Here is a 13,364-nt window from a genome sequence, read left to right as displayed (position 1 = left end):
CATGGAGATCAGCGGAGCGTCGGCCGTCGTCACCGGGGGTGCGTCCGGGCTGGGCGCGGCCACGGCGCGCCTGCTCGCGGAGCGCGGAGCGCACGTCGTCGTCCTGGACGTGCAGGAGGAGCTGGGCAGCGCCGTCGCGGCCGAGATCGGCGGGGTGTTCGCGAAGGCCGACGTCGCCGACGAGGAGCAGGTGCGCGCCGCCGTCGAGGCCGCGTCGGAGCTGGGGCCGCTGCGCGTGCTCGTCAACAGCGCCGGCCTGGGCCGTGCCGGGCGGATCATCGGGCGGGACCTGTCGCCCATCCCGCTGGAGCAGTTCGAGTTCGTGCTGCGCGTCAACCTGGTCGGCACCTACAACTGCTCGCGCCTCGCCGCGTCGGCGATGGCCGCCACCGAGCCGCTGGCCGACGGCACCTCGCGCGGCGCGATCCTGCACACCGCCTCGGCCGCCGCGTTCGACGGCCAGATCGGGCAGACGCCGTACTCGGCGTCGAAGGGCGGCGTCGTCGGCATGACGCTACCGATGGCCCGCGACCTCGCCCGCCACGGCATCCGCGTCAACACCATCGCCCCCGGCCTGATCGACACCCCGATCTACGGCACCGGCGAGCAGGCCGAGGCGTTCAAGGCCCAGCTCGGGCAGAGCGTCGTGTACCCCAACCGGCTCGGGTCGGCCGAGGAGTACGCGTCGATGGCCGTCGAGATCCTCACCAACGACTACATGAACGGCGAGACCGTCCGCCTCGACGGCGCGATCCGGATGCCCCCGAAGTAGGTGCGGGTCGCGACGCTGAACCTCGCCTCGGGGCGCGACGCCACGGGACGATCCCTCGACGCCGCCACGCTGGAGGCGGCGCTCGACGGGGTCGGGGCCGACGTCGTCGCCGTGCAGGAGGTCGACCGCGACCAGCCCCGCTCGCACGGGGTCGACCAGCCCGCCGTCGTGGCGCGGGCGCTGGGCGCGGTCGACTGGCGCTGGGCGCCGACGGTGACGGGCACGCCCGGGCCGCAGCACACCTGGCGGGCCGCCGAGCCGCTCGCCCTGCACGGCCCCGGCGACGGCCCGGCGGGCCCGCACTACGGCGTCGCGCTGTTCTCCCGGCACCCGGTACGACGCTGGCACGTGCTCGATCTGGGCACCGGGCGCGGCCGGCTGCCGGTGCCGACGGGCCGGGAGTCCCCGCGCCTGGTCTGGGTGCCCGACGAGCCCCGCGCCGCCGTCGCCGCGGAGCTCGACGGGCTCACGGTCGTCGGCACGCACCTGTCGTTCGCCCCGGTCACCGCGGGGCGCCAGCTCGCGCGGATCCGCGACTGGGTGCGCGGGCTGCCGGGGCCGGTCGTCGTGGCGGGCGACCTCAACCTGGTGGGGCCGGTGCCCGAACTCGTCAGCGGTGGCACCCGGCTCGTGCGCACGCCGACCTTCCCGGCCCACGACCCGCGCGTGCAGCTCGACCACGTGCTCGCCCTCGGCGACCTGCGCGGCGGCGACGCCCGGGCGTGGCGACTGGTGTTCGGCGACCACCGGGCGGTGGCGGTGACGGTGCGGCCTCTGTGAAGGAGCCGCTCAGCCGGCGTCGAGGTCGCGGTGCCGCTCGCGGAGCCGGTACTTGAGGACCCGGCCGGGCGGGCGCGTTGTGCGCCTCCGGACGAGCGCTACCGGACGCCCGCCGCAGCCGGCGCAGCGGCTACTCGGGCAGGTTGTGGGCCTCGCGGTGGTAGACCTGCAGGACCCGCCGGTCGGTCACGGCGATCTCGACGTGGTTGCGGACGAGCGCACCGAGCGCTCCAGCTCGTCCAGGACCTCCTGCAGCAGCGCGGCGAGGATCGCGGCCTTGCTGTCGAAGTGCCGGTAGATCCCGGAGCCGACGATCCCGACGGCGCCGATGTCGGCCATCGCGACCCGGTGGTAGCCCGAGCGCACGATGAGCGCGCCCGCGGCCTCGAGGATGCGGGCCTTGCGGTCGGGATCCCGCCGCCCTCGCGACGGGATCCCGCTGCCCACCGGCTCCATGAGGCATCCTGCTGCACCCCGGCGGTCACGCGCCCGGCACGCCGGCGGGGATCTCGTACGGGTTGGCGTAGGCGAGCGGCTCGTCGTTGCCGGGCGTGATGGCGTCGAAGAGCCCGTCGAGGTCGGTGTCGTCGAGGACGACGTCGGCCAGGCCGTCGGCGTCGAGGGCCAGCGCGACGACGTCCGGCACGAACGGGGCGTCGCCGGGGACGTTCTCGAACAGGGCCATGTCGTCGTGGTAGTCGCCGTCGACGTCGGAGAGCACGGTGTCGATCTCGCCGTCGCCGTTGGAGTCGACCAGCGTCGTCTCCTCGTCGCCGTCACCGTCGAGGTCGACGTACTCGTAGCTCTGGTGGCCCTCGTAGGTCTCGGAGGGCTCGTAGGTCTCGGAGACCTCGTGGCTCTCGTACGACCCGGAGGTCCCGTCGCCGGAGCCGGGGTGGATGGCGCCGTCGTTGCCGGTCTCGATCAGGGGCTCGGGGGCGTAGCACTCGGACATCGGATCCTCCTGGGCTGCGGTGGCGGGGCCGGATGGCCCGTGCACCCAGGAGGACGCCCGCCACCGGGCCGGAGTTACAGCAGCTCCCCGGCTCCTCTCACGACCGGTGGACTGCCGGGTGCTCGCGCAGGCGCTCGGCCATGCGGTGCAGGTCGGCGCGCATCGTCGCGAGCTCCTCGGCCGTGAGCCCGGCGGCGTCCTCGACGTCGCACTGGACCTCGTGCGCGCGATCGCGCAGCGCGTGGCCCTCGGCGGTGCAGGTGATGTCGACGACCCGCTCGTCGACGCGCGACCGCTCCCGCGTGATCAGCCCCTCCCCCGCCAGCCGCTTGAGCAGCGGGGACAGGGTGGCGCTGTCGAGGTGCAGCCGCTCGCAGAGGTGCCCCATGGGCAGCGAGCCGTGCTCCCACAGCAGCAGGAGCACGAGGTACTGGGTGTAGGTGAGCCCCAGGCGCGCGAGCCCGTCGCGGTAGGCGCCGGTCATCGCCCGGGACGCCGTGTACAGCGCGAAGCAGAGCTGCTCGTCGAGGACGAACTCCGACCGGGGGCTGCTCGACATGACGCCACTGTACGACCGTCCAGAGTCGGCGGGCCGGTCTCGATCGTGCGCGGTCACGGCCGGTGAGCGTCCCGCGGAACGCGGGGCGCGCCGTCAGAAGGCGTACCGCACCCGGATCCACGGGGCGTGCGCGGCGATCAGGTCCTGCACCCGAGCCACGGCCTCGCGCTTGGGCGCGTTGCGGTAGCGCACGTTCCACATCCCCGACTGCGAGCGCTTGGGCTGCTGGATGTCGGGCCGCCACAGCAGGTCCTCGGCCTTGGGGTGCCAGCCGAGGTTGACCTCGTGCAGGTCGCGGTTGTGGGTGAGCATGATGATCTCCGCGGCGGCCTGCTCCTTGGCCGCGGCGCCGACCTCGTCGTCGAGGCGGGTCAGCAGCTCGGCCCAGTCGCGCTCCCAGCCCTCGCGCAGCACGATGGGCGAGAAGTTGAGGTGCACCTCGTAGCCGGCGGCGACGAAGTCGTCGATCGCGGCGATCCGCTCGGGAACCGGGCTCGTGCGGATGTCGAGGAGCTTGGCGTCGTTCTCGGGCATCAGCGAGAAGCGCACGCGGGTGCGGCCCTGCGGGTCGAGGTCGAGCAGCTCGCGGTTGACGAACTTCGTCGCGAAGCTGGCCTTGGCCGTCGGCAGCTCGCGGAAGGTGGCGACGAGGTCGGCCACGTTGTCGCTCACCAGCGCATCGACCGAGCAGTCGCTGTTCTCGCCGATGTCGTAGACCCAGGCGTGCGGGTCGACCTGGTCGGGTTCGGGCTTCACGCCCTGCCGGCGCACGTGCCCGCGCAGGTAGCGGGTGATCTTGTCGATGTTGGTGAAGACCGTGATCGGGTTGGCGTAGCCCTTGCGGCGCGGGACGTAGCAGTAGGCGCACGCCATGGCGCAGCCGTTGGACGTCGACGGCGCGATGAAGTCCGACGACCGCCCGTTGGGCCGGGCCGACAGCGACTTCTTGACGCCGAGCACGAGCGTCCCGGACTTGACGCGCACCCAGCGCTCGACGTTGCCCTCGTTGCCGTGCAGCTCGGGGATCTGCCAGTGCGAGGGGACCTCGATCACCTCGGCGCCCGGGAAGCGGGACAGGATCTGCTGCCCGCGCTCGGAGTCGCGCGCCTCGGGCTCGGCGTAGACGGTGCCGATGCGCAGCAGGCGGTCGGCGGCGGTGCTGGTGGTGGGGGTCTCGGGAGGGGTGACGGCGTCGGCCGTCGCGGGCGAACTCGACACACCTGGTCAACGGGTCGCGTCCGGACCCCATTCCGACGCAACGGGCGGGCTGGCACACAGGCCGCGGGGCCCGCACACAGGGCCGGACCTGTGTGCGAGCACCCGGCGGTGTGTGCGAGCCCCTCAGCGCAGCAGGTGCTCCTGGACCCGCACCAGGGCCGGGCCGAAGTCGGCGGGGTGCGTGTCGAGGGGGAAGGCCGTCAGCACCGCCCCGGACAGCTCCGCCAGCCCGGGCGGCACCGCGGCGCCGCGGCGGGCGACGGTGTGGGCGGCGACCACGGCCAGCGCGGCCAGGTTCGCCACCAGCGCCGCACCGGCGTCGCGCGCCCGGCGCCAGGCCAGCACCTCCGACGTCGTCGTGTCGGTGCGCCCGACCGGTCCCAGCCCGATCAGCGACGCCTGCGCCGCCGCCCGCCCCTCCTCCGCCCAGCCCGAGGAGGTCATGTCGAACATGCTGACGCGCGGCTCCGACTCCGTGGCCGCGATGCCGTCGGGCAGCAGCACCAGCCGCCCGACCTGGGCGGTGACGAGCTGACCGAGGTCGGCCCACGCGCGGGTCAGGGCGTCGAGGACGGGAGCGGCGAGCGGGTTGTGGTAGCCGCCGTTGGACAGCACGTCGCCCAGGGGCGGGCTCACGTCCGGACCGACGAACACCGGGTTGTTCGACGACGCCGACAGCGCGATCGCGGCGCACTCCTCGGCCTGGGCCTGGCAGCGGCGCAGCCACCCGAGCATCCGCGGCGCGCTGCGGAACGACACCGGCGCCTGGTACGGCAGCACCGTCCGGCCGCCACCCGCCAGCAGGTCGCGCAGCCGGGCCAGCGCCGCGGTCTGGTGCTCGTCACCCCAGAGCGCCGCGAGCCGCACGTCGTAGTGGGCGTCGGGCGAGCCGGCGGCGACGGCGGCCAGCGCCACCACCTCCTCCGCGACGGCGAGGTGCCCGCGGCCCGAGACGACGGCGTCGGCCAGCACCCCGGCCGCCACGGGCGAGCCGTTGATCAGCGCCATCCCCTCGCCGATCTCGACGTGCCCGGTGAACCGCGGCCGCAGCAGGTGGCCCAGCGCGATGATGTCGCCGGGCTCGCCGTGGCCGCGCTCGGGCACGTGCGGCAGCGGGCCGTCGAGCATCCCGACCAGCGCGAGAGCGGTCTCCGGGCGCACCGCGGCGGTGCCGTTGAGGACGTCGGCGAGCCGGGCCAGCAGCACCGCCCGCAGCACGCGGCCGGGCAGGCCGGGGCCGGTCGTGGAGGGGACCGTGACGAAGTGGCTGCCGTACTCCGCGCGCTCCTGCGGCGTGAGCAGGTGCGTGGCCCCGGTGTGGTGGCGGGTCGTGATGCCGTAGAGATGGCGCTCGCCGTGGGCGTCGACGAAGTCCAGGAACTCCCGGCGCCGCCGCCCGACGGCCTCGACCGCCGCCGCCGTGAGCTCGACCGCCTCGCCGTCGCGGGCGACGCGGCGGACCACGTCGACGGTCAGGTCGGAGCCGCGTTCCAGGAGGACCGTCACCCCCGCATCCTGCCTCCCTCCCGGCGGCGCAGGCCCCGCGCCTGCCGGCGGCGCTCGCGGGCGGCCAGTCCGCGCTGGGGCAGCGACAGCCGCCAGATCGAGCGGGTGGCCTGCCAGAACTGCCGGGGGAACGGGCCGGTCGTGTAGGGCAGGTCGTACTTCTCGCACAGGGCGCGCACCCGCACCGCGATCTCGGGGTACCGGTTGGACGGCAGGTCCGGGAACAGGTGGTGCTCGATCTGGTAGCCGAGGCTGCCCGACATCACGTGCATGAGACGACCACCGCGGAAGTTCGCCGAGCCCAGGAGCTGGCGCAGGTACCACTCGCCGCGGGTCTCGCCGTCGAGCTCCTCCTCGGCGAAGACCTCGGCGCCGTCGGGGAAGTGCCCGCAGAAGATGATCGCGTAGGACCAGACGTTGCGGACCACGTTGGCCACGGCGTTCGCGGCCGCGGTCGACAGGAAGGCGGGCCCCGTCAGTGCCGGGAACAGCACGTAGTCCTTGCTGATCTGGCGGGCCTGCTTGCGGCCGATCTCGGCGATCTTGCTGCGGAACTCCGCCGGGTCCTCGATGTGCGCCTTGACCAGGCCGTCGATGTCGAGGTCGTGCAGCGACACCCCGTACTCGAACAGCAGCATCAGCAGCACGTTGACCACCGGCTGCGTCAGGTGGTAGGGGTGCCAGGGCTGGTCGGAGCGGACGCGCAGGATCTCGTAGCCGACGTCCTTGCCGCGCCCGATGACGTTCGTGTACGTGTGGTGCAGGTAGTTGTGCGAGTGCCGCCACTGGGACGCCGGGCAGACGGTGTCCCACTCCCACGTCGACGAGTGGATCTCCGGGTCGTTCATCCAGTCCCACTGGCCGTGCATGACGTTGTGGCCGACCTCCATGTTCTCGAGGATCTTGGCCACGGCGAGCATCGCGGTCCCGGCCGCCCACAGCGGTGGCACGCGCGACCCGAGCAGCACCACCCGCGCGGCCACGTTCAGGCGCCGCTGCACGGTGATGACCCGGCGGATGTAGTCGGCGTCGGCCTGCCCGAGCGAGTCCTCGACGTCGGCGCAGACGGCGTCGAGCTCACGGCCGACCGCCTCCACGTCGGCCTCGGTGAGGTGGGCGAACTCGCGGACGTCGGCGATGGCCATGGCGGTACCTCTCTCGCGGATGTCGAGGACGGTCAGGCGTCCAGCACGCAGTCACCGGCCGCGGCCGTGACGCACGTCTGGACCTTCTCGGCGGGGGCACCGCGCCCGATGCGGTGCTCGGTGCCGTCGCGCAGGTCGCGCACCGCGCCGGAGCGCAGCGGCACGGTGCAGCTGTGGCAGATGCCCGTGCGGCAGCCGAAGGGCAGTGCGACGCCCGCGGACTCCCCCGCCTCCAGCAGGGTCGTGGCGCCGTCGACCTCCACCTCGCGCCCGGACGCGCCGAACGTGACGGTGCCACCCTCGGCCTCCCCGCCGGTGAGGTCGGCGGAGAAGCGCTCGACGTGCAGGCGCCGGGCGAGGCCGGCGTCGCCCCAGACGCGCTCCGCCTCGTCGAGCATCGCGTTGGGCCCGCAGACCCAGGCCTCGCGCTCGCGCCAGTCGGCGCAGACGGTGTCGAGCGCGGCGAGGTCGAGGCGCCCGTCGCGGCGGGTGTGCTGCTCGTGCACCCGCAGCCCGGGGTGCTCGGCACTCAGCCGGTCGATCTCCCCGCCGAAGAGCACCTCCCCCGCGTCGGGCGCGGAGTGCACCAGCACGACGTCGGGCAGCGTGCGGCGGCGCGCGAGGGTGCGCAGCATCGCCATCACGGGGGTGAGGCCGCTGCCCGCGGTGAGGAAGAGGATCCGCGGCGGGGGCGGGTCGGGCAGCACGAACTCCCCGCGCGGCGCGGCCAGCCGCACGACCGTGCCGGGGGCGACGCCGGACACCAGGTGCTGGGAGAGGAACCCCTCCGGCATCGCCTTGACCGTCACCGCCACGTGCCGCTGACGGCGTGTCGGCGGCGAGGTCAGGGAGTAGGAGCGCCAGTGGAAGCGCCCGTCGACCTCCACCGCGATGCCGATGTACTGCCCCGGCGCCGAGTCGAACGGCCACCCCCAGCCGGGCTCGATCACGAGCGTGGCCGCGTCGCCCGCCTCCGGCACCACCTCGACGATCCGCCCGCGCAGCTCCCGCGCCGACCACAGCGGGCTGATCAGCGTCAGGTAGTCGTCGGGCAGCAGCGGCGTGGTGAACCAGGCCGCCGCGGCCCGCAGCCTGCGCGCGCCGCGCGGCAACCGCGCTTCCGTGGGCACCGTCGTGCCTCCCCTGGTGTCGGCGACCCGGCGGAACGCGACATCGAATCGGTCGATCACGATGTGTCACCGAGCTGATGGCCGATGATGTCACGTGTCGCCCGGTCCGGCAGGCTCGACGCGGGCCGCTACGACGCGCGCTCGATCGTCCGTCTGGAGGTGTGCGCCGATCCGGCGAGCTCGTCGACGCCGCGCTCGTCACCGGGGCTGAAGCGCAGGCCCGCAGCGTCGTGGCCGTCGTCGCGTCGGTCGTGGAGCGCGACCGGGATGGGCACGGGGAGCCGCGTCGCCGGTGGCGGCCGACGCGGTGGAGGTGCGGGGCCCCGTGGCCCGGGTACTCTCCCCCGCGTGCGACACACGGCCTCGACGCAGACCTCCTCGACCCGGAACCCGACCCGATGAGCGGGCTCTTCGCGCTCCTCGACGACGTCGCCGCGCTCGTCCGCCTCACGGCGGCGTCGCTCGACGACATCGCGGGCGCCGCCGGGCGGGCGGGGGTCAAGGCGGCGGGGGTCGTCGTCGACGACGCGGCGGTCACCCCGCGCTACGTGCAGGGGCTGGAGCCCAAGCGCGAGCTGTCGATCATCGGGCGGATCGCCAAGGGCTCGCTGCGCAACAAGCTGCTGTTCATCCTTCCGGCCGCGCTGCTGCTGAGCCAGTTCGCGCCGTGGGCCCTCACCCCGATCCTCATGCTGGGCGGCACCTACCTCTGCTACGAGGGCGCGGAGAAGATCTGGGAGCTGGTCGCGGGGCACCACCCCTCGCCGGAGGAGACCCAGGAGGCGGCCGTCGCCGAACCCGCCGCCCACGAGAAGAAGGTCGTCTCGGGCGCCGTGCGGACCGACTTCATCCTGTCCGCGGAGATCATGGTCATCGCGCTCAACGAGGTCGCGTCCGAGGGCCTGCTCTCGCGGGCGGTCATCCTGCTGGTCGTGGCCATCGCCATCACGGTGCTCGTCTACGGCGTGGTCGCGCTCATCGTGAAGATGGACGACGCCGGCCTGGTGCTGGCGCAGCGCGACTCCCCGGCCGTGGCGGGGCTGGGCCGCGGCCTGGTCCGGGCGATGCCGATCGTGCTCTCGGTGCTGTCCACCGTGGGGATCGCGGCGATGCTCTGGGTCGGCGGGCACATCCTGCTCGTCGGCATCGACGAGCTGGGCTTTCACCCGATCTACGACTTCGTGCACCACGTCGAGGTGCTCGTGCACGACGCCACCGGCGCGCTCGGCGGGTTCCTCGGCTGGCTCACCAACACGGTCTTCTCCGCGATCCTGGGCCTGGTCGTGGGCGCGATCGTCGTCGCGGTGATGCACCTGCTGCCGAAGCGCAAGGCCGCCGCGCACTGACCCTCACCGCCCCGACCTCCACACGGCGTCGCCGGCCCCCTGCCGGCCGGTGATCGCCGCGCGTGCCGGGGCGTCGTCGTCGGACTGCACGAGGCGGGCGAGATCGGTCAGCGTCGCGCGGTCGCGGTCGTCGCGGACCTGGATCGAGAACTCGACGTCGGTGACCACCGACCGGAAGCGGTCGAGCAGCCGGGCGCCGATCTCGTCGTAGGTGCCGATGACGGCGAACAGGTCGAGGACGTCGTCGTCGATGAGGACGGGCAGCTCCTCCCACCGCTGGGCCTTGGAGAGGTGCTTCGCCTCGTCGGCGAGGTCGCCGAGGCCGAGGTGCGCGAACGCGGCGCGGTAGCCCGGGGTCGAGGCGTAGAACGCGATCCGCGCCCGTGCGTCGCGCACCTTCGGCACCAGCTCCTCCTGCGTCCGCGCCGAGGCGACCAGCGGCTTCATGCACACCCGGAAGTCGTCGAGCGGGCGCCCGGACCGGGCGGCGCCGCGCCGCACGGCGGGCAGCATGACCTCCGCGATGTAGGACGGCGTGCAGACCGGGTGCGGCCGGACGCCGTCGGCCACCTCCCCCGCGACCGCGCACATGTTCGGGTTGATCGCGGCGAGGTGGACCGGGATGTCGGGGTGCTCGATCGGCCCGGCGTCGAACAGCGGGACCATGAGGTCGAGCGTGTAGTGCTCGCCGCGGACGTCGAGCGGGGTGCCGTTCTGCCAGCAGTCCCACACCGCGCGCACGGCCTGCACGTACTCCCGCATCCACGGCCCGGGCGGAGACCACGGCACGCCGTAGCGGCGCTGGATGTGGCCCCGGACCTGCGTGCCCATCCCGAGGGTGAACCGGCCGCGCGAGAGCTTCTGCAGCGTCCAGGCCTGCATCGCCATGACGGTCGGGCTGCGCGGGAAGGCGATGGTCACGGCCGTGCCCAGGCGCAGCCGCTCGGTCGTGGTGGCCGCCAGCGCGAGCAGCGTGAACGGGTCGTCCTTCGTCTCCTCGACGACCAGCCCGCCGTACCCGACCTCCTCCAGCAGCGCGGCCCCGGCCGCGACGGAGTGGATGTCGAGCGGGACCTCGGGGGCACGCAGACCGGGGTCCACCTTGCCCAGGGGAAGCAGGGTCTCGAGACGCACGGGAACTCCTTCACGACGCTGGTCCGGCGACCTGCCGACCGTACGGGGTCGCACGTCCGGGATGCTCGTCCCGACGGCGGGGGATCGCGTGGGTGGGCGGCTGCGGGCGTGGAGCGAGGAGATGCGCCGGGTGCACCGGCGGCTGGTCGAGGCCCTGGACCTCGCCCGGGAGTCGATCGAGGACGAGCACACCGTCGACCCGCTCGCCGCGACCCCGCTGCTGTACTGCTGGGGGTTCTGCACGGCGCTCACCGGCCACCATCGCAGCGAGGACGGGGCCCTGTTCCCCCTGCTGGTCGACCGGCGTCCCGACCTCGCACCGGTCGTGGCCCAGCTGGTGCAGGACCACCACATGATCGAGCACCTGATCGGCGAGCTGCAGCGGGCCGTCGAGCAGGAGGCGTCCACCGAGGTGAAGCTGCGCCACCTCGACGGGATCGAGGCGGTCGTGCAGACCCACTTCCGCTACGAGGAGCGCCGGCTGCTCGACGTCCTGGACGCCCTGGGCGTCCTCGACGACGACGAGCTCACCGCCGCGGATCTCTTCGGCCCGATCGCCTGACCGGACCGGCCCCAGGACCTACGATCACGACGCGCGACCGTCGATTGTCGACCGTTGGCAGACCCTGGAAGGGAAGCACCCACCATGCTGACCCCCGAGATCATCGCCGCCCGTGAGCAGGTGCTCGCCGCCCACCTCGACGGCGAGAGCGCCAAGGACGTCGACGCCGTTCTCGCGACCTTCGGCGGCGAGCCCGCCTACGACCTCGTCAGCGCCGGCAAGACCGTCCGGGGCAGCGACGACGTGCGCAAGTTCCTGCAGACCTTCTTCGACTCGATGGGCCCGAACACCCACATCGGCGAGGCGTTCTACCACGCCGACGACGCGACGGCCGTCGAGGTGCTGACCGTGTTCCCCGACGGGTTCGACGGGCAGCAGACGGGCCAGGTCGTCGAGGTCCGCTCGATGGGCGTGTTCCTGTTCGACGGGGACAGGATGCACACCGAGAAGCTCTATGCCGACGTGACGCCGCTGGTGCCGTTCATGCCCTGGCTGCTCGACGACTGAGCCCGGCCGGTCGGACGACCTCGACGGCCGTGGCCCCGACCCGGGTCACGGCGTCGAGGGCGCTTTCCCGCCCGCCTCCCGCGCCTTCTTCGCGCGGTCCTCCCGGTAGCCGCGGTACCCGGCCCGCAACGACACGAGCACGACCAGCGCCAGGGTGATCCACAGCGCGTACTCGTCGATCAGCAGCACCACGTCGACCGCGTACTGCCCCACCCAGAACCCCAGGCCCGCGACGAGGCCCACGATCACCGCGGCGCCGAGCGCGTCGAACAGCAGGAACCGGACGACGCCCGTGCCCCCGAGCCCGGCCAGCGCGAACACCGCCGGAGCGGGGACGCCGGGCAGCGCCGCCGCCATGACGACCAGCGGCATCGCCCACGCGGGCCACGACCGGACCCGCGCGACGAACCGCTTCGCGACGTCGCCGGGCGCCCACAGCTCGATGACCTTCGCTCCCCACCGGCGTCCGGCCAGCCAGAACAGCCAGTCGAACTTGACCATCCCGAACACGCCCGCCACGACCACCGGCCACAGCTCGCCCTCGCCGATCCGCGCGAACGCCGCCCCGGCGCCGATCGCGGACAGGCTGCCGGTGACCGCGCTCAGCGCCACCGGGTGCGAGGCCAGCAGGAACGGCCGCACCGACAGCGTCGCCAGCATCAGCACCAGGACGCCGAGCGTCGCGAACACCAGGACCTTGTCGCCCCGCGACATCGGGTGGTCCCACGGCACGGCGTCGCGCCACGCCTGCGTGAGCTCCTCCGGCCCGGTCTTCCCCGCGCCGGTCTCCCCCGCCTCGCTCATCGTTCTCCCCCGTTCGGGCCGCGTCGGTGGCCCGGAACCGCAACCCGGCGAAGCGCTTCGGCGTCCCGTAGCCCGAGGTCGACCAGACGTGGGTCAGCGCACCGAGGACGGGGCGCAGCGGCATCACCAGCTCCCGGCCCAGCGGCCGCGCGATGTCCTGGCCGTGCACCAGGACGTCGACGAGCGGATCCCAGACCGTCGTGCAGGCGCGTCACCCACGTCATGTGGGCGGCGACGTCCTGCACCGTCCACCCCGCGCACAGCGACGCCGCCCCCCGGCGAGCCCACCGCGACGTCGCCGGTGCGGTAGACCGGAGGCACAACCCACGGGAGGAACGGCATGAACGCGTTGCAGAACATGGCGGTCGCGGTGAACGCGGTCGTCCGGCCGCTCGTCCTCTCGCCCCGCTGGGGCCGGCTGCTGGCGGGGTCGATGACGGTGGTCACCTACACCGGTCGCCGGTCGGGCCGCACCTTCACGATCCCGGTCGCCTACCGGCGCGAGGGCGACGACGTGACGATCCGGGTCGAGCTCCCGGACCGGAAGAAGTGGTGGCGCAACTTCACGGGCGAGGGCGCGCCGCTCTCGGTCCGGCTCGGGGGCGTCGAGCGGGCGGGACACGGTGTCGCCTCCCGCGCCGGGCGCCGGGCCGTCGTGGCGGTGCGCCTCGATCCGGTCTGACGCGGGTGGCCGCCCGGGCCGGTGGGTACGCCGGCACCGTGACCACCGACGACACGAACCCCCAGGACCGCACCGACGACGACCGCCGCGCCGCCGCCGACGACCAGCACGCCTCGCCGCCGTCGGCCCCGCCCGACGACCTGGCCGCCGGCGTCGAGCCGATGGCCGAGGTGCCGGGAGGCCCGCAGGTCGACGTTCCCGCCGCGCAGGGCCACCAGCCGGCGGTCGACGACGACTGACCTCCCGGGAACGCCTTGACTCCTG

General features: G+C 73.7%; 18 protein-coding genes. 7 read left to right on the top strand and 11 right to left on the bottom strand.

Annotation, left to right across the window (positions count from 1 at the left end; translation table 11 throughout):
- The first annotated feature begins 1 nt into the window (after position 1).
- Both I4I82_RS29955 and I4I82_RS29950 read left to right on the top strand, forming a co-directional pair.
- A complete protein-coding gene (locus tag I4I82_RS29955) occupies positions 2-772 on the top strand; it encodes an SDR family NAD(P)-dependent oxidoreductase (protein ID WP_218593939.1) in 771 nt (256 codons plus the stop codon).
- On the top strand, positions 773-1,552 hold the full coding sequence (locus tag I4I82_RS29950; protein ID WP_218593938.1) for an endonuclease/exonuclease/phosphatase family protein: 780 nt from the start codon (positions 773-775) through the stop codon (positions 1,550-1,552). It abuts the gene before it with no gap.
- A gap of 186 nt (positions 1,553-1,738) precedes the next feature.
- Here I4I82_RS29950 and I4I82_RS29945 read toward each other — a convergent pair whose 3' ends face one another.
- The 8 genes from I4I82_RS29945 to I4I82_RS29910 form a co-directional block, all read right to left on the bottom strand.
- The gene (locus I4I82_RS29945; RefSeq protein WP_225920724.1) at positions 1,739-2,008 is read right to left on the bottom strand and encodes a TetR/AcrR family transcriptional regulator; all 270 of its coding nucleotides are present in this window, start codon (positions 2,006-2,008) and stop codon (positions 1,739-1,741) included.
- A gap of 25 nt (positions 2,009-2,033) precedes the next feature.
- The gene (locus I4I82_RS29940) at positions 2,034-2,507 is read right to left on the bottom strand and encodes a hypothetical protein (protein WP_218593937.1); all 474 of its coding nucleotides are present in this window, start codon (positions 2,505-2,507) and stop codon (positions 2,034-2,036) included.
- A gap of 97 nt (positions 2,508-2,604) precedes the next feature.
- Entirely contained in the window at positions 2,605-3,066 is a 462-nt protein-coding gene (locus I4I82_RS29935) for a MarR family winged helix-turn-helix transcriptional regulator (protein ID WP_218593936.1), read from the bottom strand.
- Positions 3,067-3,159: 93 nt separating this feature from the next.
- Entirely contained in the window at positions 3,160-4,284 is a 1,125-nt protein-coding gene (locus I4I82_RS29930; protein ID WP_218593935.1) for a spore photoproduct lyase family protein, read from the bottom strand.
- Positions 4,285-4,407: 123 nt separating this feature from the next.
- Entirely contained in the window at positions 4,408-5,790 is a 1,383-nt protein-coding gene (locus I4I82_RS29925; protein ID WP_218596276.1) for an aromatic amino acid lyase, read from the bottom strand.
- The gene (locus tag I4I82_RS29920) at positions 5,787-6,935 is read right to left on the bottom strand and encodes a fatty acid desaturase family protein (RefSeq protein ID WP_218594459.1); all 1,149 of its coding nucleotides are present in this window, start codon (positions 6,933-6,935) and stop codon (positions 5,787-5,789) included. Before I4I82_RS29920 ends, I4I82_RS29925 begins: the two co-directional genes overlap by 4 nt.
- 32 nt (positions 6,936-6,967) lie before the next feature.
- A complete protein-coding gene (locus tag I4I82_RS29915) occupies positions 6,968-8,065 on the bottom strand; it encodes a ferredoxin reductase (RefSeq protein WP_218594458.1) in 1,098 nt (365 codons plus the stop codon).
- A 128-nt stretch (positions 8,066-8,193) separates the two neighbouring features.
- Positions 8,194-8,340: a hypothetical protein gene (locus tag I4I82_RS29910; RefSeq protein ID WP_218594457.1), complete on the bottom strand. Its 147-nt coding sequence runs from the start codon at positions 8,338-8,340 to the stop codon at positions 8,194-8,196.
- Positions 8,341-8,463: 123 nt separating this feature from the next.
- Between I4I82_RS29910 and I4I82_RS29905 the strand changes: the two genes are divergently transcribed.
- Positions 8,464-9,411, top strand: coding sequence for a DUF808 domain-containing protein (locus I4I82_RS29905; protein ID WP_218596275.1), 948 nt, complete (start codon positions 8,464-8,466; stop codon positions 9,409-9,411).
- A gap of 3 nt (positions 9,412-9,414) precedes the next feature.
- Here I4I82_RS29905 and I4I82_RS29900 read toward each other — a convergent pair whose 3' ends face one another.
- Complete coding sequence (locus I4I82_RS29900; RefSeq protein ID WP_218594631.1) at positions 9,415-10,545, bottom strand: TIGR03617 family F420-dependent LLM class oxidoreductase; 1,131 nt, start codon at positions 10,543-10,545, stop codon at positions 9,415-9,417.
- An 88-nt stretch (positions 10,546-10,633) separates the two neighbouring features.
- Between I4I82_RS29900 and I4I82_RS29895 the strand changes: the two genes are divergently transcribed.
- Both I4I82_RS29895 and I4I82_RS29890 read left to right on the top strand, forming a co-directional pair.
- A complete protein-coding gene (locus I4I82_RS29895; RefSeq protein ID WP_226370324.1) occupies positions 10,634-11,107 on the top strand; it encodes a hemerythrin domain-containing protein in 474 nt (157 codons plus the stop codon).
- Between the two features lie 84 nt (positions 11,108-11,191).
- Positions 11,192-11,614: a nuclear transport factor 2 family protein gene (locus tag I4I82_RS29890; protein WP_218594629.1), complete on the top strand. Its 423-nt coding sequence runs from the start codon at positions 11,192-11,194 to the stop codon at positions 11,612-11,614.
- A gap of 45 nt (positions 11,615-11,659) precedes the next feature.
- Here I4I82_RS29890 and I4I82_RS29885 read toward each other — a convergent pair whose 3' ends face one another.
- Together I4I82_RS29885 and I4I82_RS35120 are read right to left on the bottom strand one after the other, a co-directional pair.
- Entirely contained in the window at positions 11,660-12,418 is a 759-nt protein-coding gene (locus I4I82_RS29885; RefSeq protein WP_218596274.1) for a DedA family protein, read from the bottom strand.
- The gene (locus I4I82_RS35120) at positions 12,415-12,642 is read right to left on the bottom strand and encodes a hypothetical protein (RefSeq protein ID WP_372451492.1); all 228 of its coding nucleotides are present in this window, start codon (positions 12,640-12,642) and stop codon (positions 12,415-12,417) included. Before I4I82_RS35120 ends, I4I82_RS29885 begins: the two co-directional genes overlap by 4 nt.
- Before the next feature lie 116 nt (positions 12,643-12,758).
- Between I4I82_RS35120 and I4I82_RS29880 the strand changes: the two genes are divergently transcribed.
- Positions 12,759-13,100, top strand: coding sequence for a nitroreductase/quinone reductase family protein (locus I4I82_RS29880; RefSeq protein WP_218593589.1), 342 nt, complete (start codon positions 12,759-12,761; stop codon positions 13,098-13,100).
- A gap of 38 nt (positions 13,101-13,138) precedes the next feature.
- A complete protein-coding gene (locus I4I82_RS29875; RefSeq protein WP_218593588.1) occupies positions 13,139-13,339 on the top strand; it encodes a hypothetical protein in 201 nt (66 codons plus the stop codon).
- Positions 13,340-13,364: the final 25 nt, after the last annotated feature.

The organism is Pseudonocardia oceani (genome assembly GCF_019263585.2).
GTDB classification, from domain to species: Bacteria; Actinomycetota; Actinomycetes; order Mycobacteriales; family Pseudonocardiaceae; genus Pseudonocardia; species Pseudonocardia oceani.
The sequence above is the reverse complement of the archived record's forward strand: the minus strand, read 5'-3'. Positions and strand labels throughout refer to the sequence as shown.

Bases quoted from the DNA above. Each gene is read 5' to 3' on its own strand.
- I4I82_RS29955 (WP_218593939.1), top strand. From the start codon at position 2: ATGGAGATCAGCGGAGCGTCGGCCGTCGTCACCGGGGGTGCGTCCGGG.
- I4I82_RS29945 (WP_225920724.1), bottom strand. From the start codon at position 2,008: ATGGAGCCGGTGGGCAGCGGGATCCCGTCGCGAGGGCGGCGGGATCCC.
- I4I82_RS29940 (WP_218593937.1), bottom strand. From the start codon at position 2,507: ATGTCCGAGTGCTACGCCCCCGAGCCCCTGATCGAGACCGGCAACGAC.
- I4I82_RS29935 (WP_218593936.1), bottom strand. From the start codon at position 3,066: ATGTCGAGCAGCCCCCGGTCGGAGTTCGTCCTCGACGAGCAGCTCTGC.
- I4I82_RS29920 (WP_218594459.1), bottom strand. From the start codon at position 6,935: ATGGCCATCGCCGACGTCCGCGAGTTCGCCCACCTCACCGAGGCCGAC.
- I4I82_RS29905 (WP_218596275.1), top strand. From the start codon at position 8,464: ATGAGCGGGCTCTTCGCGCTCCTCGACGACGTCGCCGCGCTCGTCCGC.
- I4I82_RS29890 (WP_218594629.1), top strand. From the start codon at position 11,192: ATGCTGACCCCCGAGATCATCGCCGCCCGTGAGCAGGTGCTCGCCGCC.
- I4I82_RS29885 (WP_218596274.1), bottom strand. From the start codon at position 12,418: ATGAGCGAGGCGGGGGAGACCGGCGCGGGGAAGACCGGGCCGGAGGAG.
- I4I82_RS35120 (WP_372451492.1), bottom strand. From the start codon at position 12,642: ATGACGTGGGTGACGCGCCTGCACGACGGTCTGGGATCCGCTCGTCGA.
- I4I82_RS29880 (WP_218593589.1), top strand. From the start codon at position 12,759: ATGAACGCGTTGCAGAACATGGCGGTCGCGGTGAACGCGGTCGTCCGG.